At 70.9% G+C, this 19,754-nt stretch carries 17 protein-coding genes and 1 pseudogene; 4 read left to right on the top strand and 14 right to left on the bottom strand.

Annotation, left to right across the window (positions count from 1 at the left end; all coding sequences use genetic code 11):
• Positions 1-4 precede the first annotated feature (4 nt).
• Genes ACFC96_RS20835 through ACFC96_RS20825 form a run of 3 tightly spaced genes read right to left on the bottom strand, consistent with a single transcriptional unit; the run spans position 5 to position 3,089 of the window.
• Positions 5-826 carry a carbohydrate ABC transporter permease gene (locus ACFC96_RS20835; RefSeq protein ID WP_376222227.1) on the bottom strand — a complete coding sequence of 274 codons (822 nt, stop codon included), beginning with the start codon at positions 824-826 and terminating at the stop codon, positions 5-7.
• Entirely contained in the window at positions 826-1,740 is a 915-nt protein-coding gene (locus ACFC96_RS20830) for a carbohydrate ABC transporter permease (RefSeq protein WP_376222225.1), read from the bottom strand. Before ACFC96_RS20830 ends, ACFC96_RS20835 begins: the two co-directional genes overlap by 1 nt.
• Positions 1,737-3,089: an extracellular solute-binding protein gene (locus tag ACFC96_RS20825; RefSeq protein ID WP_376222223.1), complete on the bottom strand. Its 1,353-nt coding sequence runs from the start codon at positions 3,087-3,089 to the stop codon at positions 1,737-1,739. Before ACFC96_RS20825 ends, ACFC96_RS20830 begins: the two co-directional genes overlap by 4 nt.
• 229 nt (positions 3,090-3,318) lie before the next feature.
• Here ACFC96_RS20825 and ACFC96_RS20820 point away from each other — a divergent pair, with 229 nt between their 5' ends.
• Positions 3,319-5,328 carry a GxGYxYP domain-containing protein gene (locus ACFC96_RS20820; protein WP_376613518.1) on the top strand — a complete coding sequence of 670 codons (2,010 nt, stop codon included), beginning with the start codon at positions 3,319-3,321 and terminating at the stop codon, positions 5,326-5,328.
• 97 nt (positions 5,329-5,425) lie between these two features.
• Here ACFC96_RS20820 and proC read toward each other — a convergent pair whose 3' ends face one another.
• The 5 genes from proC to ACFC96_RS20795 all read right to left on the bottom strand — a co-directional run bounded on the left by proC (position 5,426) and on the right by ACFC96_RS20795 (position 9,478).
• Positions 5,426-6,241 (bottom strand): pyrroline-5-carboxylate reductase, encoded by an 816-nt coding sequence (gene proC / locus ACFC96_RS20815; RefSeq protein WP_376267643.1) that lies wholly within the window; start codon positions 6,239-6,241, stop codon positions 5,426-5,428.
• Between the two features lie 71 nt (positions 6,242-6,312).
• Complete coding sequence (locus tag ACFC96_RS20810; protein ID WP_376267640.1) at positions 6,313-7,050, bottom strand: ABC transporter permease; 738 nt, start codon at positions 7,048-7,050, stop codon at positions 6,313-6,315.
• Entirely contained in the window at positions 7,047-7,865 is an 819-nt protein-coding gene (locus ACFC96_RS20805) for an ABC transporter ATP-binding protein (protein WP_376613516.1), read from the bottom strand. The genes ACFC96_RS20810 and ACFC96_RS20805 overlap by 4 nt, the downstream gene beginning before the upstream one ends.
• An 87-nt stretch (positions 7,866-7,952) precedes the next feature.
• A complete protein-coding gene (locus ACFC96_RS20800) occupies positions 7,953-8,726 on the bottom strand; it encodes a class I SAM-dependent methyltransferase (protein WP_376267634.1) in 774 nt (257 codons plus the stop codon).
• A gap of 224 nt (positions 8,727-8,950) precedes the next feature.
• Complete coding sequence (locus ACFC96_RS20795; RefSeq protein WP_376613514.1) at positions 8,951-9,478, bottom strand: EamA/RhaT family transporter; 528 nt, start codon at positions 9,476-9,478, stop codon at positions 8,951-8,953.
• A gap of 299 nt (positions 9,479-9,777) precedes the next feature.
• Between ACFC96_RS20795 and ACFC96_RS20790 the strand changes: the two genes are divergently transcribed.
• Complete coding sequence (locus tag ACFC96_RS20790; RefSeq protein ID WP_376613512.1) at positions 9,778-10,476, top strand: alpha/beta fold hydrolase; 699 nt, start codon at positions 9,778-9,780, stop codon at positions 10,474-10,476.
• Between the two features lie 88 nt (positions 10,477-10,564).
• Here the strand turns inward: ACFC96_RS20790 and ACFC96_RS20785 are convergent, their stop codons facing one another.
• Entirely contained in the window at positions 10,565-10,945 is a 381-nt protein-coding gene (locus ACFC96_RS20785) for a hypothetical protein (protein WP_376613510.1), read from the bottom strand.
• Positions 10,946-10,976: 31 nt separating this feature from the next.
• A complete protein-coding gene (locus tag ACFC96_RS20780) occupies positions 10,977-11,276 on the bottom strand; it encodes a peptidase (protein ID WP_376267619.1) in 300 nt (99 codons plus the stop codon).
• A 234-nt stretch (positions 11,277-11,510) separates the two neighbouring features.
• Between ACFC96_RS20780 and ACFC96_RS20775 the strand changes: the two genes are divergently transcribed.
• On the top strand, positions 11,511-13,766 hold the full coding sequence (locus ACFC96_RS20775; RefSeq protein WP_376613508.1) for a serine/threonine-protein kinase: 2,256 nt from the start codon (positions 11,511-11,513) through the stop codon (positions 13,764-13,766).
• Positions 13,767-14,049: 283 nt separating this feature from the next.
• On the opposite strand, the pseudogene ilvD reads toward ACFC96_RS20775, so the two are convergent.
• From ilvD to ACFC96_RS20755, 4 genes and pseudogenes are all read right to left on the bottom strand, one after another.
• Positions 14,050-15,900 (bottom strand): annotated as a pseudogene (ilvD, locus tag ACFC96_RS20770) (dihydroxy-acid dehydratase); the annotation flags it as partial.
• A gap of 252 nt (positions 15,901-16,152) precedes the next feature.
• The gene (locus ACFC96_RS20765; protein WP_376613506.1) at positions 16,153-16,785 is read right to left on the bottom strand and encodes a TetR family transcriptional regulator; all 633 of its coding nucleotides are present in this window, start codon (positions 16,783-16,785) and stop codon (positions 16,153-16,155) included.
• Entirely contained in the window at positions 16,782-17,606 is an 825-nt protein-coding gene (locus ACFC96_RS20760) for a sugar phosphate isomerase/epimerase family protein (protein ID WP_376267608.1), read from the bottom strand. Before ACFC96_RS20760 ends, ACFC96_RS20765 begins: the two co-directional genes overlap by 4 nt.
• A 192-nt stretch (positions 17,607-17,798) precedes the next feature.
• Entirely contained in the window at positions 17,799-18,731 is a 933-nt protein-coding gene (locus ACFC96_RS20755; protein WP_376267605.1) for a Ppx/GppA family phosphatase, read from the bottom strand.
• 71 nt (positions 18,732-18,802) lie between these two features.
• On the opposite strand from ACFC96_RS20755, the gene ACFC96_RS20750 reads away from it, so the two are divergent.
• Positions 18,803-19,732: a hypothetical protein gene (locus ACFC96_RS20750; RefSeq protein ID WP_376267602.1), complete on the top strand. Its 930-nt coding sequence runs from the start codon at positions 18,803-18,805 to the stop codon at positions 19,730-19,732.
• Positions 19,733-19,754: the final 22 nt, after the last annotated feature.

Here is a 19,754-nt window from a genome sequence, read left to right as displayed (position 1 = left end):
CGTGCTATCCCTTCACCGATCCGGCCATGTTGAACGAGCCGGAGAGGTACTTGTTGACGAGGACGTAGAGCAGGACGGCCGGCGTGGTGTAGATGACGGAGAACGCCGCCAGCTGCCCGTACGCCACCTGGCCGTACTGAGAGAAGAACGAGTAGATGGTGACCGCGGCCGGCTGCTTCTCCGGGGTGTCGAGCAGCACGAACGGGACGAAGAAGTTGCCCCACTGGCCGACGAACACGAAGATCGCGACGACGGCGACGCCCGGCGCCATCAGAGGTGCCACCACGCGGCGCAGCGACTGGACCCAGCCCGCGCCGTCCACCCAGGCGGCCTCCTCCAGGCTGACCGGCACGCCGTCCATGAAGTTCTTCATCATCCAGATGGCGAACGGCAGCGCGCCGGCCGTCAGGAACAGCACCATCGCCGGGACGGAGCCGTACAGCTGGAAACGGAAGAACATCGCGTAGACCGGCACCATGATCGCGGTGAGTGGCAGGCCCGTGGAGAACAGCAGAGTGAGCATGAAGTGCCTTTTGTAGCGCAGCCGGTAGCGCGAGAGCGGGTAGGCGGCGAGGCCGGAGACGACCACCGTGAGCAGGGCCGTGGAGCCGGAGATGATCACGGAGTTGAGCAGCGGCCCGTACACCGTGTCCCAGTTCAGGACGGCCCGGAAGTTGCTGAGCGAGAACGAGAAGGACGGCTCGGCCGCCGGCGAGGAGCCGGGCTGCACGGAGGAGAGCAGCACCCACACGAACGGGCCGAGGAAGCAGAGCGTGATCAGCACGATCACGGCGTGCGACGCGGTGCGCGCGCCCCAGCGGGTCATCAGTCCTCCACCTTGATCAGCCGCAGGTACACCAGCGAAAGGAGCGCGCCGAACAGGAGCATCACCAGGGCGATGGCGCTGCCGTAGCCGACCTCGAAGTACTTGAACGCCTGCTCGTACATGTACAGCGGCGTGGTCTGGCTCTCCTCGCCCGGGCCGCCGCCGGTCAGGGCGTAGATCAGGCCGAAGCTCGCGAGGGTCTGCAGCGTGGTCAGCATCAGGTTGGAGAGCACGGAGCGCCGGATCAGCGGCAGGGTGACGCCGAAGAAGGTGCGGCCGGTGGAGGCGCCGTCGACCTTCGCGGCTTCCAGCACGTCACGGGGCACCTCGGACAGGGCCGCCGAGTAGACGAGCATGGAGAACGCGGTGCCGCGCCAGGTGTTGGCGAGGATCACGGCGAGCATCGGCGCGGAGACCAGCCACTCCTGGTGCACGCCGAGCACCGAGTTGAGCGTCCCCTTCTCGTCGAGGAACGAGAACCAGCAGGCGGCGGCGACGACTTCGGGGACGACCCAGGCCGCGATGACGACACCGTTCACCACACCTCGGACGACCCGGTTCTTGCCGCGGAGCACCAGGGCGATCAGCAGGCCGAGCACGTTCTGGCCGAGGACGGCCGAGAACAGGACGAAGACCAGGGTGCGCACCAGCGAGCCGGTGAACGCGTCGTCGGCGAAGAGCCTGGTGAAGTTGTCCAGGCCGATGAAGTGCGAGTGCACGGAGGCCGACCCGGTGAGGGTCTCGTTGGTGAAGGCGATCCAGACGCTCCACAGGACCGGCCCCACCATGAAGACCGCGATCAGGACCAGGGCCGGCGCGAGCGGCAGGAGCCACCGCAGCGCGCGGCGGCCCGGCGACGGCTGCGGCGTCTTCGCCGGGGTGCGCGTCGCCGGGGCGGAGGCGGTCATCGTCATGAGGTCGAGACAACGTTGTCCGAACCGACGATCCGGCTCACTTCCTGGGCGTACCGCCGCGCCGCGTCCGCCGGGGAGCCGCTTCCGGTGGTGACCGCCTCCATCGCCTCCTGGATCTGCGCGGAGACCTTCGGGTACTGCTCGTAGGCCGGCCGGTAGTGGGTGTATTTCGCGAGACCCGTCCAGAACTCGATCGAGGGGTCGCTCTTGAGATAAGCCGGGTCGGACGCCACGTCGTTACGGACGGCGAGGTCGCCGGAGCCCTCGGAGTACAGGGCGGCGTTCTTCTTGTTCAGCGCCACCGTGATGAAGTCGAAGCCCTTCTGCTTGAGCTTGCTGTACGAGCTGACCGCCATGACCCAGCCGCCCGACATGCTGACGGCGCCCGGCGCCTCGCCGCCCTGCGTGGGCATCGGGACCCAGCCCATCTTCTCGGTCCACTCCGGCCACGGGTGCGGTCCGGACGGCTTCCAGGAGCCGGAGATCCAGCCGCCGTCCAGGCTGATGCCGAGCTTGCCCTCGGGAAACCACTCGAAGAGCGCCTTGTCGGCGAGCTTGGCGTTGAGGGCGTCGGCCTTCTTGGGGCCGAGGTCCTCGCGGTAGACCGTGTCGATGAACTTCAGGGAGTCGGTGATGCCCTTGCTCCGCGCCACCCACTTGCCGTGGTCGAAGAGGGTGCCGCCGGGAGTGCCGTACAGGAGCATCTCGAAGCCCTGCATGGTGGCGCCCTCGCCGTGGATCTTCGCGGAGTACATGCAGAACGGGGTGACGCCGCGCACCTTGCGCTTGATGGTGCGGGCCGCGTCCAGGACGTCGTCCCAGGTCTTGGGGGCCCAGTTCTCGGGCAGTCCCGCGGACTTGAAGACGTCCTTGTTGTACCAGAGGCCTCGGTTGTCGGTGGAGATCGGGACGCCGTACGTCCTGCCGTCCAGGCCCCGGGCCGCCTGGCGCAGCGACTTCGGGAACTGCTCCTGCCAGTCGGGCCACTTGGCGAGGTAGGAGTCCAGCGGGGCGAGTTTCTTGGCCGCGACGTCGGCGTTGACCTGGAAGGTGTCGTGGAAGTAGACGTCGGGGGCGGAGCCGGGCGAGCGGTTCAGGAGGGCGAGCTTGGTGTAGTAGTCCTCGCTGCTGCCCTGGACCGGTGTGAGCTTGACGGTGACACCCTTGTGCGCGGCCTCGTACTCCTTCTTGGCCTCCTTCAGCATCTTCTCCAGGTGCGGCCAGGTCTTCTCCACGCGGTAGAGGACCTCGAGCTCACCCGGCTTGCGGCCGGACCCGCTGCCACAGCCCGACACGGTGGCGGTGGCCGCGGCGGCGAGGGAGGCGGCGAGGAGGGTGCGTCTGTTCAACTCATGCTCCCGGTGACCGAGTTACAACGATGGAAAGCCAAGTGCCGCGCAACGTAGATCAGTTGAGGCGAGGCCGTCAACACTTGCGACGTCATTGCCGGTCCGTAGCAACGAAGTTGGCCCCCCGCGGCAGAAATCTGCGCGCACCCATGGACAACATGCCGTCCAGCGGCTTACTTTCGCCGACTGTTTACAACGATGTCAGGCTTTCGAGGAGCAGTGATCGTCGATGGTGTCACGAAGAAATCTCCTGCAGGCGGGCGGCGCGGTCCTGGCAGCCGGAAGTATCGGGATCTCCCTGCCGCAACAGGCAGGCGCCGCCGAGCGCGGCGCCGCGGCCCGCCTCCTGCCGTCCTTCGGCCGGGCCACGCGGCTCGACGTCGGCGACGTCAGCGAGCTGACCGGCAACGACCAACTGCTGCTGACGACCCTCCAGGGCATCGTCAACCGGCGCAGCCCACGGCTCTACTTCAACTTCGACGGCGGCGAGGTGGACCTGCGCTGGCTCGCCGGGACCGGCGCGAAGGCCACCCACCACGCCGACGCTCTGGACCTGGTCGGCCGCTACCGCGACGAGGTGCGCGGCGCCGTCCTCATCGACCCCGACGTGCCGGACTCGGTCAACGTCGCCACCACGCTCGCCGGACTCCAGGGCGCCGTCGCCGCGACTGCCGAACAGGCGAAGACCCACGGCCTGAAGACCGTCACCGACCTGCGCGGCCGCTTCGACGCCGACGACGTGCTGGCCACCTACCGCTGGCAGCTCGACCACCTCTTCCCGCGCTGCAGCCACGCCCTGCTGGCCGGCCTGCCGCCGAGCCGGACCGTCAACGTGACCGGGGTGAAGTGGCGCGAGGTCACCCGGGAGACCGAGCGGATCCGCGACACCTCCAACCGCAAGGTGCGCACGCTCGACCTCAGCCCGGAACTCGGCGGCGACAACGATGTCTACCTCCGGTTCCAGGACTCCTTCGGGGACGACGGCTGGGGCGCGTCGGTCGCCTCGGTCGCCGTGAAGGCGGACGGCAAGGAGATCGCCTCGTTCACGCCGGGCACCGACGCCGAGAAGCCGTACCTGTTCGACGGCCTCAACTCCTCGATCGGGGACAAGTCGAACCGGTTCAGCGACGGCGGGGGCTACTTCGTCTACCACTTCACCGCGCCCGCGGGTGCCAAGGAACTCACGGTCGACGTCGACATGTGGAACCAGTTCCTGGTCACCGCCGCCACCACCGCGCCCACCCGCGTCGAGCCCTTCCCGTACTTCCGGGACTATGTGGTGGCGAGCAAGGCCATGGTGCTGTGGCTGCCGCCGTCGGGTGACACCGGCAAGCTGCTGGACGAGACGTTCACCAAGCTCCGGCCGACCACCCCGTACACCGGCTGGTTCTCCAACGACGTGGCCGGTGAGTGGGGCGGCGTCGACCGCGCCTCGCAGCACGGCATCCCGGTCGTGCCCGCCGACTTCTACATGAACGGGACGGTGCACGCCGGGACCGGCGCGAAGATCTCCGACCGGGTGCGGCCCCGCCCGAAGGCCGAGCTCAAGAACCGCGTGTACGTGACGCTGACGGTCGGCGAGGGCGACAACGTCCAGTACTGCCAGCGCCGCATGCGGGACATCTGGGACGACCCGAAGCGCGGCACCATCCCCGTCAACTGGACAGTGAGCCCGCTGCTCGCCGACATCGGACCGGCGCTCCTCGCGTACTACCAGCGGACCGCGACCGCCAACGACCTGCTCATCTCCGGTCCGTCCGGCGCGGGTTACACCTACCCCGGATCCTGGCCCGAGGAGGCTCTGGACGCGTACACGGCACTCAGCGGCCGCTTCCTGCGCCGCACGGGGATGGATCTGGCCTACGCCTACAACCCCCGGAACACCGCGGGCGACGGCTGGGTCCCGTTCGACGAGCGGGTCATGGCGTCCTACCGCAAGAACACGCCGGTGCACGGCGTCATCCAGTCCTGGGAGACCGGTGACCTGCAGGTGCGGCCGGCCGGGATCCCGGTGATCGGCAACTTCTACCCGCAGGGGAAGGGCAAGGAGTTCCGCGACGCGCTGCTGCGGCACATCGAGGGGCGGGACACGTCGAAGCCGGTGTTCATCGCCGCCGCGATCAACGCCTGGGACTGGACCCCGAGCGACATCGCCGACCTCGCCGCACTGCTGGAGGACCCGTTCGAGGTCGTCCGCGGTGACACGTTCTTCTCACTGATGGACCGCAGCGCCGTGTGAGGGCCACCCTCGCCTCGCCCGCCTCTCTCCTCATGGCGCCGCCCGCGCAGCACTCGTGCGCGGGCGGCGTGGGCCGGCAGGCGTGCCGGGCAGTGGGTCAGCTGTTGTTGCCGGAGGCCAGTTCGCGGCTGCGGTCCCGGGCGGCTTCCAGGGCGGCGATGAGGGCGGCGCGGACTCCGTGGCTTTCGAGTTCGCGGATGGCGTTGATGGTGGTGCCGGCGGGGGAGGTGACGTTCTCGCGGAGCTTGACGGGGTGTTCGCCGCTGTCGCGGAGCATCGTGGCGGCGCCGATCGCGGACTGGACGATCAGCTCGTGGGCCTTGTCGCGCGGCAGGCCGAGCAGGATTCCCGCGTCGGTCATGGCCTCGACCAGGTAGAAGAAGTATGCCGGGCCCGAGCCGGACAGGGCGGTGCAGGCGTCCTGCTGCGACTCGGGGACGCGGAGCGTCTTGCCGACGGCGCCGAAGATCTCCTCGGCGTGGGCGAGGTGGGCGGCCGTGGCGTGGGAGCCGGCGGAGATGACGGACATGGCCTCGTCGACGAGAGCGGGCGTGTTCGTCATGACGCGCACGACGGGGGTTTCTTCGGGGAGGCGCTCCTCGAGGAAGGTCGTCGGGATGCCCGCCGCGCCGCTGATGATCAGGCGGTCCGCGGGGAGGTGCGGCGCGAGTTCGGCGAGGAGGGCGCCCATGTCCTGGGGCTTGACCGTGAGGATCAGGGTGTCGGCCCGCTTGGCGGCTTCCGCGTTGGTGACGGGGGTGACGCCGTGGCGGGTGCGGAGTTCTTCGGCGCGTTCCGGACGGCGGGCCGTGACCAGGAGGTCGGCCGGGGCCCAGCCCGCTCGGATCATTCCGCTGAGCAGGGCCTCGCCGATCTTTCCGGTGCCGAGGACTGCGACGTGCTGCTGGGGCATGGAGGCCACCCTTCGGGGCGCGGGGTTCGGTGCGGTTGCGTCCGTCGGGGTCATCCTCGCATCGGCGGCGGTCAGGCCGTACGGCGGCGGAGCGTCGCGGCGCCGAGGGCCAGGACGAGGAGGGCGCAGCCGGCGACGACGGCCCCGTCGCGGATGAAGTCGGCCGTGAGGTCGGTGTGGCGGAGGACTTCGTTCATGCCGTCGACGGCGTACGACATGGGGAGGACGTCGGAGACCCCTTCGAGGACGGGCTGCATCTTGTCGCGCGAGATGAACAGGCCGCACAGGAGCAGCTGGGGGAAGATCACCGCCGGCATGAACTGGACGGCCTGGAACTCGGAGGCGGCGAAGGCGGAGACGAAGAGGCCGAGAGCGGTGCCGAGCAGGGCGTCGAGAAGGGCGACCAGGAGCAGGAGCCAGGCGGAGCCGGTGACGTCGAGGCCGAGGCCCCACAGGGCGAGGGCCGTCGCCAGTACGGACTGGACGACCGCGAGGGCGCCGAAGGCGAGGGCGTAACCGGCGATGAGGTCGCCCTTGCCGAGAGGCATGGCGAGGAGGCGTTCGAGGGTGCCGGAGGTGCGTTCGCGCAGGGTGGCGATGGACGTCACCAGGAACATCGTGATCAGCGGGAAGATGCCGAGGAGGGAGGCCCCGATGGAGTCGAAGGTGCCGGGGCTGCCGTCGAAGACGTAGCGGAGCAGGAAGAGCATCACGCACGGGACGAGCAGCATCAGGGCGATGGAGCGCGGGTCGTGGCGGAGCTGGCGCAGGACTCGGGCTGCGGTGGCGAGGGTGCGGGCTGCGTTCATCGGGGGCTCCGCTGGAGGGTGTCGGCCTGGTCGACGAGGTGGAGGAAGGCGTCTTCGACGGTCGCCGCCCCGGTACCGGCGCGCAGGGCGTCGGGGCGGTCGTCGGCGAGGATCTCGCCTTCGCGCATGAGGAGGAGGCGGTGGCAGCGCTCGGCCTCGTCCATGACGTGCGAGGAGACGAGGATCGTGGCGCCGCGCTCGGCGGCGATGGAGTGGAAGAGGTTCCACAGGTCGCGGCGCAGGACGGGGTCGAGGCCGACGGTGGGTTCGTCGAGGACGAGGAGTTCGGGGGTGCCGAGGAGGGCGACGGCGAGCGAGACCCGGCTGAGCTGGCCCCCTGAGAGGTTGCCGGCGAGGGCGTCGGCACGGGAGGAGAGGTCCACTTCGGCGATGACCCGGGCGACGTCCTCCCGGCGGTGGGAGGCGGCGGCGCGGCCCGGCTGGAGCACTGACGAGAAGTAGTCCAGGTTCTGGCGGACCGTCAGGTCCGCGTATACGGAGGGGGCTTGGGTGACGTACCCGACGCGGGAGCGGAGTTCGGCGGAGCCCGCCGGATGGCCGAGGACGGTGAGTGTGCCGGTGACCTTGGCCTGGGTTCCGACGATCGCGCGCATGAGCGTGGACTTGCCGCAGCCCGAGGGGCCGAGGAGACCGGTGATCTGGCCGCGGGGAACGGTGAAGTCCAGGGCGTGCAGGACGGGGCGGGAGCCTCGGACGACGGTGAGGCCCGTGGCGCGGACGGCGGCCGCCGGTGGTTCCGGCGACAAGGAGGGGGAGGGCTCCGGGCGGGACGCCCCCTCGGGAATATTCATCATGTGATGAATATTCCCGAGGTGAGGCCGGGGCGTCAAGCGTCATGAGGTGGTGGAGAGTGCGGCCGCCGGTGTCGGGAGCGCCGTGGATCAGCTGCGAGTGGCCACCAGGAGTTCGACCACATAGGTCTCCTCCACCGTGCCGTCCGGGAAGAGGTCACCGAGCCGGGCGCGCTCCTCGGCGAGGAAGGACTGCGCGTCACCCTCTTCGAGGACGAGGAACGCCGAGTGGCTGCCGATGTTGGCGAGGTGCGTGTCCACTGGGACGAGCCGGCTCCAGCGCACATGCCGCAGGGTGACCTCGCCGCGGCCCGGCAGGTCCGCAAGGCCCGACAGCGCGATGGCGCGGGACTTGTCGGGGCGCTGCCTGGCACCCGTTTCCCCGCCCACGTGGCGCGCGATGCGCTCGTGCTGCGCGGCGATCCACGGGACGTCGAGGGCAACGGTGTTCCACCACAGCGCGAGCGCGCCGCCCGGGCGCAGGACCCGCATCGCCTCGGGGGCCGAGCGGGCCGGCTCGGTCCAGTGCCACGACTGGGCGTAGGTGAGGAGGTCCAGGGAGGCGTCGGCGAGGGGGAGGGCGTTGCCGTCACCCCGCACGATCGGTACGCCGGGCAGCGCCCGGCGGAACTCGACCGCCATGCCGGCGCCCGGCTCGACGGCGACCACGTGGGCGCCGCGCGCGTGCAGGAGGGCGGTCGAGATGCCGGTCCCCGCGCCTACGTCGGCCACGCGGGCGCCTGCGAGGGGCCGACCGGTGACGTCTTCGACGGCGTCGAGGAGGGCGGGCGGGTAGGACGGACGGTTCGCGGCGTACTGGGCGGCCGCGGCGTTGAACGAGTGGGCGCGCGAAACGGTGGGCATGCCGCCATCCTGTCCCGCGCGGGGCTCCTCGTCATCACATGACGTCCGGCTCGGCCGGCGCCACGTCGCAGCCGCCGATCGCGGCCGCGCGGGTCAGCCCTTGCGCTTCTTCTTCGACGGGTTGCCGGTGCGACGCGTGGCCGTCCCACGCCGGGCCCCTCGTCATCACACGGCGTCCGACTCGGCCCGCGCCACGTCGCAGCCGCCGATCGCGGCCGCGCGGGTCAGCCCTTGCGCTTCTTCTTCGACGGGTTGCCGGTGCGACGCGTGCTGCGGCGTTCGTACTGCTCGCGGGCGGTCGCGTACTCCTGCCTGCGGAGCTTCTCGCCCGGGGCCTCCGAGAAGCAGCGCAGGCAGTAGGCGAGCAGTACGCCGACGAAACCGATCGACATGAAGCCGCGCAGGGACGCCTGCGCCTCGGGATCCGGACGCCTGGAGAAGCCGTCCCACGTGCGGCGGAAGGCGAGGGCGCTGCAGATCGCGAACATCAGGACCACGAGTACGTTCACGAAGGAACCGACGTCGGCGATGGCCAGGCCCTCGTACGCGAAGCGCAGCACGAAACAGCCGGCCGCCGCGCCGACGAGCGCGCCCGCGGCGACCGCGACGCGCCGCCAGGTATAGCCGCCGTCGTGCTCGACCCAGGTCCTGCCGAAGAAACGGATCTCCTCGGGCTGGGGGCCCACGGGGATGCCGCCGGCGGCTTCCGGGGTCTCGGGGGCGGGGCGGGGGGTGCCGGATTCATCGCTCACGTTTCGATTATGGCGGGCATCCGCGGAGCCCCTGGTGGTCCGGGTTTGGGAGTGGGGCCGGTGGTCCGGGTTCGGGGGTGGGGCCGGTGGTCCGGGTTCGGGGGTGGGGCCGGTGGTCCGGGTTCGGGGGTGGGGCTGGAGTGCGGCTTGGGTGCGGGTGGGGCCCGGGTGCGCACGGGCGGGGCTCGGGCGGGACATGGGTGAGGCTCGGGTGCGGCTTGGGCTGGGGCTGGGGCTGGGGCTGGGGTGCCGCCAGCCAGGCACGGGGCATTGTCGGACCCCTCCCCTACATTGCCCGCATGACGGAATACGTATTAGTCGCAGGTGCGTGGCTCGGGGCGTGGGCGTGGGACGACGTGGTGCCGGAGCTGCGCGCGGCCGGGCACGGCGCGCACGCAGTGACGCTCTCCGGGGTCGCCGACAAGCAGGGCGTTCCAGCCGGACAGAAGACTCATGTCCAGGACATCGTCGACGAGGTGGAGCGCCTCGGACTGCGCGATGTCGTCCTGGTCGGGCACAGCTACTCGGGCATCCCGGTCGGTCAGGCCGCCGAGCGGATCGGTGACCGGCTCGAGCGCGTGGTGTACGTCGACTCGAGTGTCCCGGCGGACGGGGAGTCGTTCGTGTCCGGGTGGTGGCAGGGGCCGGCGGCACTGGAGGCCGTCCTTGCGGCGAACGAGGGGTACTGGCCGCCGCTGACCGCGCCCGAGTGCGAGGGGCAGGGGCTCGACGACGCGCAGGTCGCGCGGATCGTGGGCGGGGCCACGCCGCACCCGGGAGCGTCCCTGTCGGAGCCGGCCGTACTGTCCCGCCCGCCGGGCGAGCTTCCGGCGACGTACATCAAGTGCCTGCTCGACGGGCCCGAGCCGACGGACGACGTGGCCGCGCTGCTGCGCGGCGGGAACTGGCGGCTGCGGGAGATGGACACGGGGCACTGGCCGATGTTCTCCCGGCCCGGGGAGCTGGCGCGGATCCTTCTTGAGGAGGCGGGGAGTTGAAGGGCGCGCTAGGCGCGGCCCCGGGCCTGCGGTGAAGTGACGGGGCCGGTCGCGCACGTCGGAGTACGCGACCGGGCCCCGCCATCCGCTACGCGCAGCGCGGCGCCACGTAGCCGTCGCTGCCGGTCGTCACGTAGGCGTCGGAGACGTACTGGCCGTTGGCGATGTTGTCCCAGAGGTCCGACGTGCCGTACGTGCCGCTGATGGTCTCGCCCGGCTTCTGGCAGTTGATCGGTACGCGGGCGCCCAGCGGCAGGACCTTGACCAGCTGGTAGTCGGTGCCCGGTCCGCTGCGTACCTTCAGTCGCACGTCCGGAGCCACCGGGTAGCGGATCGCCACGGCCGAGGCCTGCGAAGCCGCGCCCAGGACAAGACTCAGCGCTGCCGTGGCACCGGCCACGGCCACACCCGCCCTGCGCCCTCTCACGCCCGACAGCCTCGCCCGTACCGCCCAGTTGACCGTGGTCATGGGTCCCCGTCCTGCTCCGCTTCGCTCTCCCCTAGGCACAGCGCGGCGCCACGTAGCCGTCGCTGCCGGTCTTCACGTACGCGTCGGAGACGTACTCGCCGACGCCGATGTTGTCCCAGATCTTGGTCGTGCCGTAAGGGCCGCTGACGGTCTCCCCCGGACGCTGACAGAAGATCGGCACGGTGGCGCCCTCCGGCAGGACGCGGACGGGCCGGTAGTGCGTGCCGGGACCACTGCGGACGTTCAGTGCCGTGCCGGGCGCGACCGCGTAGTAGCGCTGCGCCGCGGCCTCCACGGCCTCTCCTGCACTCTCTTTTTCCTCAACCGCCATGCGGGCCTCCCCCGTTGAACTTCTGAGCCTTCTCGGCGCCGAACCTTCCGGGGTTCCGCCAGGGCCTCGTTCAGAGATCGTTGAGCCCCCGTTGAAACCGGTGTGTTCAGCTGATGCACGCGGAGGCTAGCAAGCCTCGTCCGTCTCGTACGAATCATCGACTAGGCTCCGTGCGTCGCTCGTGCGAACGGCTGCACGCGGGGCGTTCACGGATGACAGCCACGGGGGTGGACCATGCCGCCAGGCCGCAACGCCGGGCCCGGTGCGGAAGCGGAACTTCCTGAGTACGCCGGCCATTACCGCCTCGAAGGGCGTCTGGGTTCCGGCGGCATGGGAGTCGTCCATCTGGCGCGGTCCGCCTCGGGAATGCAACTCGCGGTGAAGGTCGTGCATGCCGAGTTCGCCAGGGACCCCGAGTTCAGGGGACGCTTCCGGCAGGAGATCGCGGCCGCACGACGGGTGAGCGGCGCTTTCACGGCGCCCGTCGTGGACGCAGACCCCGATGCCGAACGGCCGTGGATGGCCACGCTGTTCATTCCCGGCCTCACCCTCGCCGAGCATGTGAAGCAGCACGGCCCGCTGCGGCCTGCCCGACTGCGCCAGGTGATGGCCGGGCTCGCCGAGGCTCTGCGGGACATCCATCGCGCCGGAGTCGTGCACCGCGATCTGAAGCCGAGCAACGTACTGCTGGCCGAAGACAGCCCGAAGGTGATCGACTTCGGTATCTCCCGGCCGAAGGACAGCGAACTGCGGACCGAGACGGGCAAATTGATCGGTACGCCACCATTCATGGCACCGGAGCAGTTCCGTCGGCCGCGCGAAGTGGGACCGGCGGCGGACGTCTTCGCGCTCGGTTCGGTCCTGGTGCACGCGGCGACCGGACGTGGGCCCTTCGACTCCGACAGCCCCTACCTGGTCGCGTACCAAGTGGTCCATGACGAGCCCGACCTGACGGCCGTCCAAGACGATCTGGCGCCGCTGATCACGCGCTGTCTCGCCAAGGACCCCGAGCGCCGGCCGACCCCCGACGAGCTGATGAAGGAGCTGCGCCGGGTCTCCGCCCAGTACGACACCCAGGCGTTCATACCCCAACAGCGCAGGGCCGGAGCCGGAGTCGGAGTCGGAGTCGGGAACCGCGAACCGTCCCACGACGCTGCCGAGGAGACGCACCGCCGATCGTCCGGTGCACTGACTGAAGAAACGGACGCGCGCCGCTCCCCCGAAGGTTCTGCCGCCCCCACACCGGAGGCTCCAGGAAGCCGGGCGACCGGCGTCATCCGTCGGCGGCGTGCTCTGATCGCCGGCGGCGCCCTGGCCGTCGTCCTCTCGATCACAGCGGCGACCGTCGTCCTCACCTCGCTGAGTGACGGGGGGCCCTCAAGCGCGCGTTCGATCTCCACGGCCGGTCGTGCCGCGCACGGCTTCAAGCCCTGGGCCCACGGGTTGGGCGGCGGGTCGGGTGACTCGGCCGCCGCGATGCCGGCTTGCTCGTACGGTGGCGGAGCCCTGCGCTGTGCGGTGACCGGCGCGCTCACCGCCTCGGTCGATCCGCGCGACGGAGACGTGCTGTGGAGCCACAGGTCCCCCGGCTCCGACAGTGACTCGGCCGCCTCGCCCATGGCGGCTCCCGTGTTCTCCGGCGGTCTCGTCCACGCGATCAGTGCCGACGGCATGCGTCTGCGCGCGCTCGATCCGCGTACGGGCAAGCCCCGCTGGGACATGGGCATCGCCGCGTACAACGGCCGCGTGCTGCACGCCGGTGACACAGTGCTGCTCACCGCGGCTGACGGGACGGTCACCGGGGTCGACGGCGCCACGGGCCGCAAGCTCTGGAGCCACCGCCTGCCAGGTCATCCGCAGCCCACCCTCGCGTACTTCGGCAAGGGCCTCGCCTACGCGACGACCATGTCTCCGGACGGGGCAAGCACGCAGGTCAGCGCCGTGGACCCGGAGTCCGGGGCCGTCCGGTGGCAACGGCGGATCAGCGGGAATCTGACCCCGGTCGGCACCTCGAAGGGCGCGGTCTGGTTCACCGAGCACAACAGTGCCAGCGAGACCGTCGCCCTGGTCCGCTACGTCCCGGCGAGCGGCAGCGTGCGCCGGTCACAGCTGACGACTGTCCTTCCTCAGGCGACGGTCACCCTGCACGGCGACTCCGTGTATCTCCTCGCCGTGGGCGGGGCGCTCGTGGCCGTGGACACGACGACCGGCACACAGCGGTGGCGGGTGGAGACCTCCATCAGCAGGGGCTCGGCACCCGCGGCCGACGAACACCACGTCTACCTCACCGCCCCCGACGGCCGCCTGCTCGCCACCGACATCCGCACCGGCAAACCCCTCGGCCAGACGCGCCCGCGGCTCGGGAGTGAACCCGGGCGGGTGGTCGGGGAGTTGCCCGCGCCCGTCGTGGGTGAGGGCGGGCACGTGTACGGGAGCGCGCCCGACGGAAGTGTGTTCGGGGTGGACGGGCGGGAGCCCGGGCGCTGGTGACATGGGGCGGTACGGGCCTTGAGCCCCCGGCCGGGCCTGGCCGGCGAAGGGCGACCACCGTCGGGCCAGGCTCTGATGACCGCGACCGCGCCGGGCCCTTGAGACCGCGACCGCGGCAACACGCAGGCGTGACCCCGTCCTCGTACAGACATGAGCCCGCCGGGCGGCGAATTCGCCGCCCGGCGGGCTCACGCATCAGGCAGAACCAGAACCGATGTCAGCACGGCAGGGCCAGAGCCCGGTTCAAGCCACCGGTCCGCCGAAGGCGGTCGGCCGGTTCGCAGCCCAGCTTCGAGACGTCCCGCACCGCGCCCTTGTCCGCGCTCGTCGCCATCGCGGCGTACGCGCGCAGGGCGGCAGAGACCTTGCGGTCGCGGGCGACCGGAGCGTAGACGCCGTTCAGGGCGGCGCGGCGGGTGGCCAGCTCGTCGTCGGGGACGAGGAGCTCGATCGAACGGTTGGGGATGTCGATGCGGATGCGGTCGCCGTCCTGGACGAGGGCGATCGTGCCGCCGGACGCCGCCTCGGGCGAGGCGTGGCCGATGGACAGGCCCGACGTGCCGCCGGAGAAGCGGCCGTCCGTGACCAGGGCGCAGGTCTTGCCGAGGCCGCGGCCCTTGAGGAACGACGTCGGGTAGAGCATCTCCTGCATGCCGGGGCCGCCCTTGGGGCCCTCGTAGCGGATGACCACGACGTCGCCGTGCGTGATCTCCTTCTTGAGGATCTTGTCGACGGCGTCCTCCTGCGACTCGCAGACGACCGCCGGACCCTCGAACGTCCAGATCGACTCGTCGACGCCCGCCGTCTTCACGACGCAGCCGTCGACCGCCAGGTTGCCCCTGAGGACCGCGAGGCCGCCGTCCTTCGAGTACGCGTGTTCGGCGGACCGGATGCAGCCGTTCTCGGCGTCCAGGTCGAGTGCCTCCCAGCGCTCCGACTGGGAGAACGCCTCCGCCGAGCGCACGCAGCCGGGGGCCGCGTGCCACATCTCGACGGCCTCGGCGGACGGCGAGCCCGCGCGCACGTCCCACGTCTTCATCCAGTCGGAGAGCGAGGGGCTGTGGACGGAGTGGACGTCCTCGTTCAGGAGGCCGGCGCGGTACAGCTCGCCCAGCAGGGCGGGGATGCCGCCGGCGCGGTGCACGTCCTCCATGTAGTACGTGCGGTCCTTCGCCACGTTCGGCGCGACCTTGGCGAGGCACGGCACGCGGCGCGAGACCTCGTTGATCTCCTCCAGGCCGAAGGCGACGCCCGCCTCCTGCGCGGCGGCCAGCAGGTGCAGGATCGTGTTGGTGGAGCCGCCCATGGCGATGTCGAGTGCCATCGCGTTCTGGAAGGCCTCGAAGGTGGCGACGTTACGCGGCAGGACCGACTCGTCGTCCTCCTCGTAGTAGCGGCGCGTGATGTCCATGACCGTGCGGGCCGCGTTCTCGTACAGCGCCTTGCGGGCCGTGTGCGTCGCGAGGACCGAGCCGTTGCCCGGCAGGGAGAGGCCGATGGCCTCCGTCAGGCAGTTCATCGAGTTGGCCGTGAACATGCCGGAACAGGAGCCGCAGGTCGGACAGGCGTTCTCCTCGATGCGGAGGATGTCCTCGTCCGAGATCTTGTCGTTCACCGCGTCGGAGATCGCGTCGACCAGGTCGAGCGTGCGGACGGTGCCGTCGACCAGGGTGGCGCGGCCGGACTCCATCGGGCCGCCGGAGACGAAGACCGTCGGGATGTTCAGCCGCAGGGCCGCCATCAGCATGCCGGGGGTGATCTTGTCGCAGTTCGAGATGCAGATCAGGGCGTCGGCGCAGTGCGCCTCGACCATGTACTCGACACTGTCCGCGATCAGGTCGCGGGAGGGGAGCGAGTAGAGCATGCCGCCGTGGCCCATCGCGATGCCGTCGTCGACGGCGATCGTGTTGAACTCGCGCGCGATGCCGCCCGCCGCCGTGATCGCGTCGGAGACGATGCGGCCGACCGGCTGGAGGTGGGTGTGGCCGGGCACGAACTCGGTGAACGAGTTGGCCACGGCGATGATCGGCTTCCGGCCGATGTCCGCACCGGGTACCCCGGAGGCACGCATAAGGGCGCGTGCGCCCGCCATGTTGCGTCCGTGGGTGACTGTGCGGGACCTCAGCTCGGGCATCGTCGCTCGCTCCTTCAAGGGCCCGTTCAGGGGCCCGTGCGGCAGATAGGGCTGTTATCGAGCGTACGCCGCCGATCCAAGATCCGGACAGGGTGTCCGGAATACGGGACGCGCGTCTCGCTGTACGTGCCCCCGGCCATGGCGTCCCGTCCGGATAGCCCGGCCCTCACGTCCCGCCCGGGCGCCCGGCGGCCGGGCCTCGCGACGGTTCGGGGGGCATGCCACGTGGGGGCGTGCCCCGGGGAGCGCGCGTCACCTCCCCGTCAGATGCCCCTGCACCACCGGTGCCACCCGCTCGACGATCCGCTCCATGTCCGCCGACGCCAGCGGCTCCACCTTGATCACGTAACGCAGCATCGCGATCCCCACGAGCTGCGCCGCCGCCAGCTCCGCCCTGAGCTCGGCCTCCTCGGGCGGCAGGTCCAGCTGCCGGGCGATCTTCCGCAGCAGCTGTACGGCGATCAGACGCCGGAAGACGGCCGCCGCGGTCTCGTTGTTCACGGCCGAGCGGACGACCGCGAGGAGCGGGGCCCTGGTCGCCGGGTTCTCCCACACGGAGAAGATGAAGCGGGCGAGGCGCTCGCCGACGCCGTCCAGCGGGCCGTCCTCGATCGCGGCCGGTGCGTCCAGGGCGGGGGCGAAGGCGACCTCGATGGACGCCTCGAAGACCTGCTCCTTCGTACCGAAGTAGTGGTGCACGAGCGCCGCGTCCACACCCGCCGCCTTGGCGATACCGCGTACCGACGTCTTCTCGTAGCCACGCTCGGAGAACTCCGCGCGGGCCGCCGCCAGGATGCGGTCGCGGGTCGCGGGGCCGGCCGCCTCCGTCTGCGTACGGGAGGGCCGGCCCCTGCGGCGTGCGGGAGGGACGTCCGGGTCGGTCATGAGCGCGGGACCCGGACCGCCGACGCGAGGTGCAGGCGGGTGAAGGCGAGGGCCTCGGCGAGGTCGGCCTCGCGTTCGGCGCTGGACATGGCGCGGCGGGTGTTGACCTCGATCACGACGTGTCCGTCGAAACCGGTCAGGGCGAGGCGCTCCAGGAGCTCGGCGCAGGGCTGCGTGCCACGGCCCGGGACCAGGTGCTCGTCCTTCGCCGAGCCCCGGCCGTCCGCGAGATGGACGTGGCCGAGGCGGTCGCCCATGCGGTCGATCATCGACATCGCGTCGGTACGGGCCGTCGCGGTGTGGCTGAGGTCGATCGTGAAGTGCCGGTAGTCGTCCTTGGTGACGTCCCAGTCGGGGGCGTACGCGAGCATCTCGCGGTCGCGGTAGCGCCAGGGGTACATGTTCTCGACAGCGAAGCGGACGTCCGTCTCGCCGGCCATGCGCCAGACGCCGTCGACGAAGTCGCGCGCGTACTGGCGCTGCCAGCGGAAGGGCGGGTGGACGACGACCGTCGACGCACCCAGCTTCTCGGCCGCCGACTTCGCGCGCTGGAGCTTGGTCCACGGGTCCGTGGACCAGACGCGCTGCGTGATCAGCAGACAGGGCGCGTGCACGGCGAGGATCGGGACCTGGTGGTAGTCGGAGAGCCGCCGCAGGGCCTCGATGTCCTGGCTGACGGGGTCGGTCCAGACCATGACCTCGACGCCGTCGTAGCCCAGGCGTGCCGCGATCTCGAAGGCCGTCGCCGTCGACTCCGGATAGACCGAGGCCGTCGACAGGGCGACCTTCGCATCCGGGATGCGCACCACTGGTTCTGCCACGGAGACAGAGTACGGGCCCCGGCTGAGCCCCGGGGAGGTGGTCGGCCCGCGGGCGCTGTGGGGTGCGCCTCAGCTGCCTCAGCACGGCGACACCCTGCGGGTCCGCCCGGCGGGGCGGACCAGGTCCGCGACGGGGGCCGGGCCGCGACGGGGGGCCGGGCCGCGCCCGGCCTCTTGCCGCGATACGTCCCCTCAGTCCCCCGGCATGTGGTCGAGCCGCCTGAGGATCACGCCCTCCCGGAGCGCCCAGGGGCAGACCTCCAGGGTCTCCACCCCGAACAGGTCCATGGCCCCCTCGGCCACCAGCGCGCCCGCGAGCAGCTGGCCCGCGCGGCCCTCCGAGACCCCGGGGAGCTCGGCGAGCTCCGCCTCCGTCATCGCGGCCAGGCGCGGCACCCAGTCCTCCAGGGACTTGCGCTTCAGCTCCCGCTGGACGTACAGACCCTCGGTGGAACGGGCCGCTCCGGCCAGGCGCGCGAGCTGCTTGAACGTCTTGGACGTGGCCACGACGTGATCGGGCTTGCCGAAGCGCGTGAACTCACCGACCGACCGCGCGATCTGCGCGCGTACATGCCTGCGCAGCGCCTTGACGTCCGCGGGGTCCGGCGGGTCGCCCGGCAGCCAGCCCGCCGTCAGACGCCCCGCCCCGAGCGGCAGCGACACCGCGGCGTCGGGCTCCTCGTCGATGCCGTACGCGATCTCGAGGGAGCCGCCGCCGATGTCCAGGACGAGCAGCTTCCCGGCCGACCAGCCGAACCAGCGGCGGGCCGCGAGGAAGGTGAGCCGGGCCTCCTCCTCGCCGGTGAGGACACGCAGCTCGACGCCGGTGTCCTCCTTGACCCGGGCGAGGACCTCGTCGGCGTTGCTGGCCTCGCGTACGGCCGAGGTGGCGAAGGGCACGAGGTCCTCGACGCCCTTGTCCTCGGCCGCCTCCAGGGCGTCCCGCACGGTGGCGGTCAGCCGGGCCACGCCGTCGGGGCTGATGGCGCCATGGTCGTCGAGGAGTTGCGCGAGCCGCAGCTCCGCCTTGTGCGAGTGCGCGGGCAGCGGGCGCGCGCCCGGGTGGGCGTCCACCACAAGCAAGTGCACCGTGTTCGAACCCACGTCGAGGACACCGAGTCTCATATACGGAACGCTACTGCGCATGGGGCGGGCGTCAGTCCCCGAGGGCACCGCAGCGCGCTTACCCTGGAACCGTGCCAAAGACGAAAAAGGTCAACGCCGACAAGAGCGACAAGCGCGGTAAGAGCGACAAGGAAGCCAAGTCGGCCACCAAGCCGTCGAAGGCGCCGAAGTCCAAGGAATCAGGGACGAAACAGTCCAGGACGAAGGGTTCATCGCCGAAGGTGTCATCGCCGAAAGGTTCCGCCCCCGACGAGAAGGGTCTGGACTTCGCCCGCGCCTGGGTCGAGTTCCCCGACCCCGCGGACGACGAGCAGATCTTCCGCTGCGACCTGACGTGGCTGACCTCGCGCTGGAGCTGCATCTTCGGCAGCGGCTGCCAGGGCATCCAGGCGGGCCGCGCGGACGACGGCTGCTGCACGCTCGGCGCCCACTTCTCCGACGAGGACGACGAGAAGCGCGTCGCCGGGTTCGTGGCCCGGCTCACGCCCGACATCTGGCAGCACCACGAGGTCGGCACGCAGACGGGCTGGGTCTCCACGGACGAGGACGGCGAGCGCCAGACCCGCCCGTACAACGGCTCGTGCATCTTCCAGAACCGGCCCGGCTTCAAGGGCGGCGCGGGCTGCTCGCTGCACATCCTGGCGATCAAGGAGGGCCGCGAACCTCTGGAGACCAAGCCGGACGTGTGCTGGCAGCTGCCGATCCGCCGGACCTACGAGTGGATCGACCGGCCCGACGACACCCGTGTGCTCCAGGTGTCCATCGGCGAGTACGACCGCCGCGGCTGGGGCCCGGGCGGCCACGATCTGCACTGGTGGTGCACCTCGGCGACGTCGGCCCACGGGGCGGGCGACCCGGTGTACGTCTCCTACCGGCCCGAGCTGACCGAGCTCATGGGCAAGGAGGGTTACGACCGTCTCGCCGAGCTGTGCGAGGAGCGCCTGGCCTCACAGCTGCCGCTGCTCGCGCCGCATCCGGCGGATCCCACCACCGCTTCCTGAGAACCGCGCCCGCCGGCCCGCG

The organism is Streptomyces sp. NPDC055955 (genome assembly GCF_042270245.1).
In the GTDB taxonomy this organism is placed as follows: Bacteria; Actinomycetota; Actinomycetes; order Streptomycetales; family Streptomycetaceae; genus Streptomyces.
Note: the sequence above shows the minus strand (reverse complement) of the source record. Positions and strands in the feature narration are given on the sequence as shown.

Bases quoted from the DNA above. Each gene is read 5' to 3' on its own strand.
- ACFC96_RS20835 (WP_376222227.1), bottom strand. From the start codon at position 826: ATGACCCGCTGGGGCGCGCGCACCGCGTCGCACGCCGTGATCGTGCTG.
- ACFC96_RS20830 (WP_376222225.1), bottom strand. From the start codon at position 1,740: ATGACGATGACCGCCTCCGCCCCGGCGACGCGCACCCCGGCGAAGACG.
- ACFC96_RS20820 (WP_376613518.1), top strand. From the start codon at position 3,319: ATGGTGTCACGAAGAAATCTCCTGCAGGCGGGCGGCGCGGTCCTGGCA.
- proC (WP_376267643.1), bottom strand. From the start codon at position 6,241: ATGCCCCAGCAGCACGTCGCAGTCCTCGGCACCGGAAAGATCGGCGAG.
- ACFC96_RS20810 (WP_376267640.1), bottom strand. From the start codon at position 7,050: ATGAACGCAGCCCGCACCCTCGCCACCGCAGCCCGAGTCCTGCGCCAG.
- ACFC96_RS20805 (WP_376613516.1), bottom strand. From the start codon at position 7,865: ATGATGAATATTCCCGAGGGGGCGTCCCGCCCGGAGCCCTCCCCCTCC.
- ACFC96_RS20800 (WP_376267634.1), bottom strand. From the start codon at position 8,726: ATGCCCACCGTTTCGCGCGCCCACTCGTTCAACGCCGCGGCCGCCCAG.
- ACFC96_RS20790 (WP_376613512.1), top strand. From the start codon at position 9,778: ATGACGGAATACGTATTAGTCGCAGGTGCGTGGCTCGGGGCGTGGGCG.
- ACFC96_RS20785 (WP_376613510.1), bottom strand. From the start codon at position 10,945: ATGACCACGGTCAACTGGGCGGTACGGGCGAGGCTGTCGGGCGTGAGA.
- ACFC96_RS20780 (WP_376267619.1), bottom strand. From the start codon at position 11,276: ATGGCGGTTGAGGAAAAAGAGAGTGCAGGAGAGGCCGTGGAGGCCGCG.
- ACFC96_RS20775 (WP_376613508.1), top strand. From the start codon at position 11,511: ATGCCGCCAGGCCGCAACGCCGGGCCCGGTGCGGAAGCGGAACTTCCT.
- ACFC96_RS20765 (WP_376613506.1), bottom strand. From the start codon at position 16,785: ATGACCGACCCGGACGTCCCTCCCGCACGCCGCAGGGGCCGGCCCTCC.
- ACFC96_RS20755 (WP_376267605.1), bottom strand. From the start codon at position 18,731: ATGAGACTCGGTGTCCTCGACGTGGGTTCGAACACGGTGCACTTGCTT.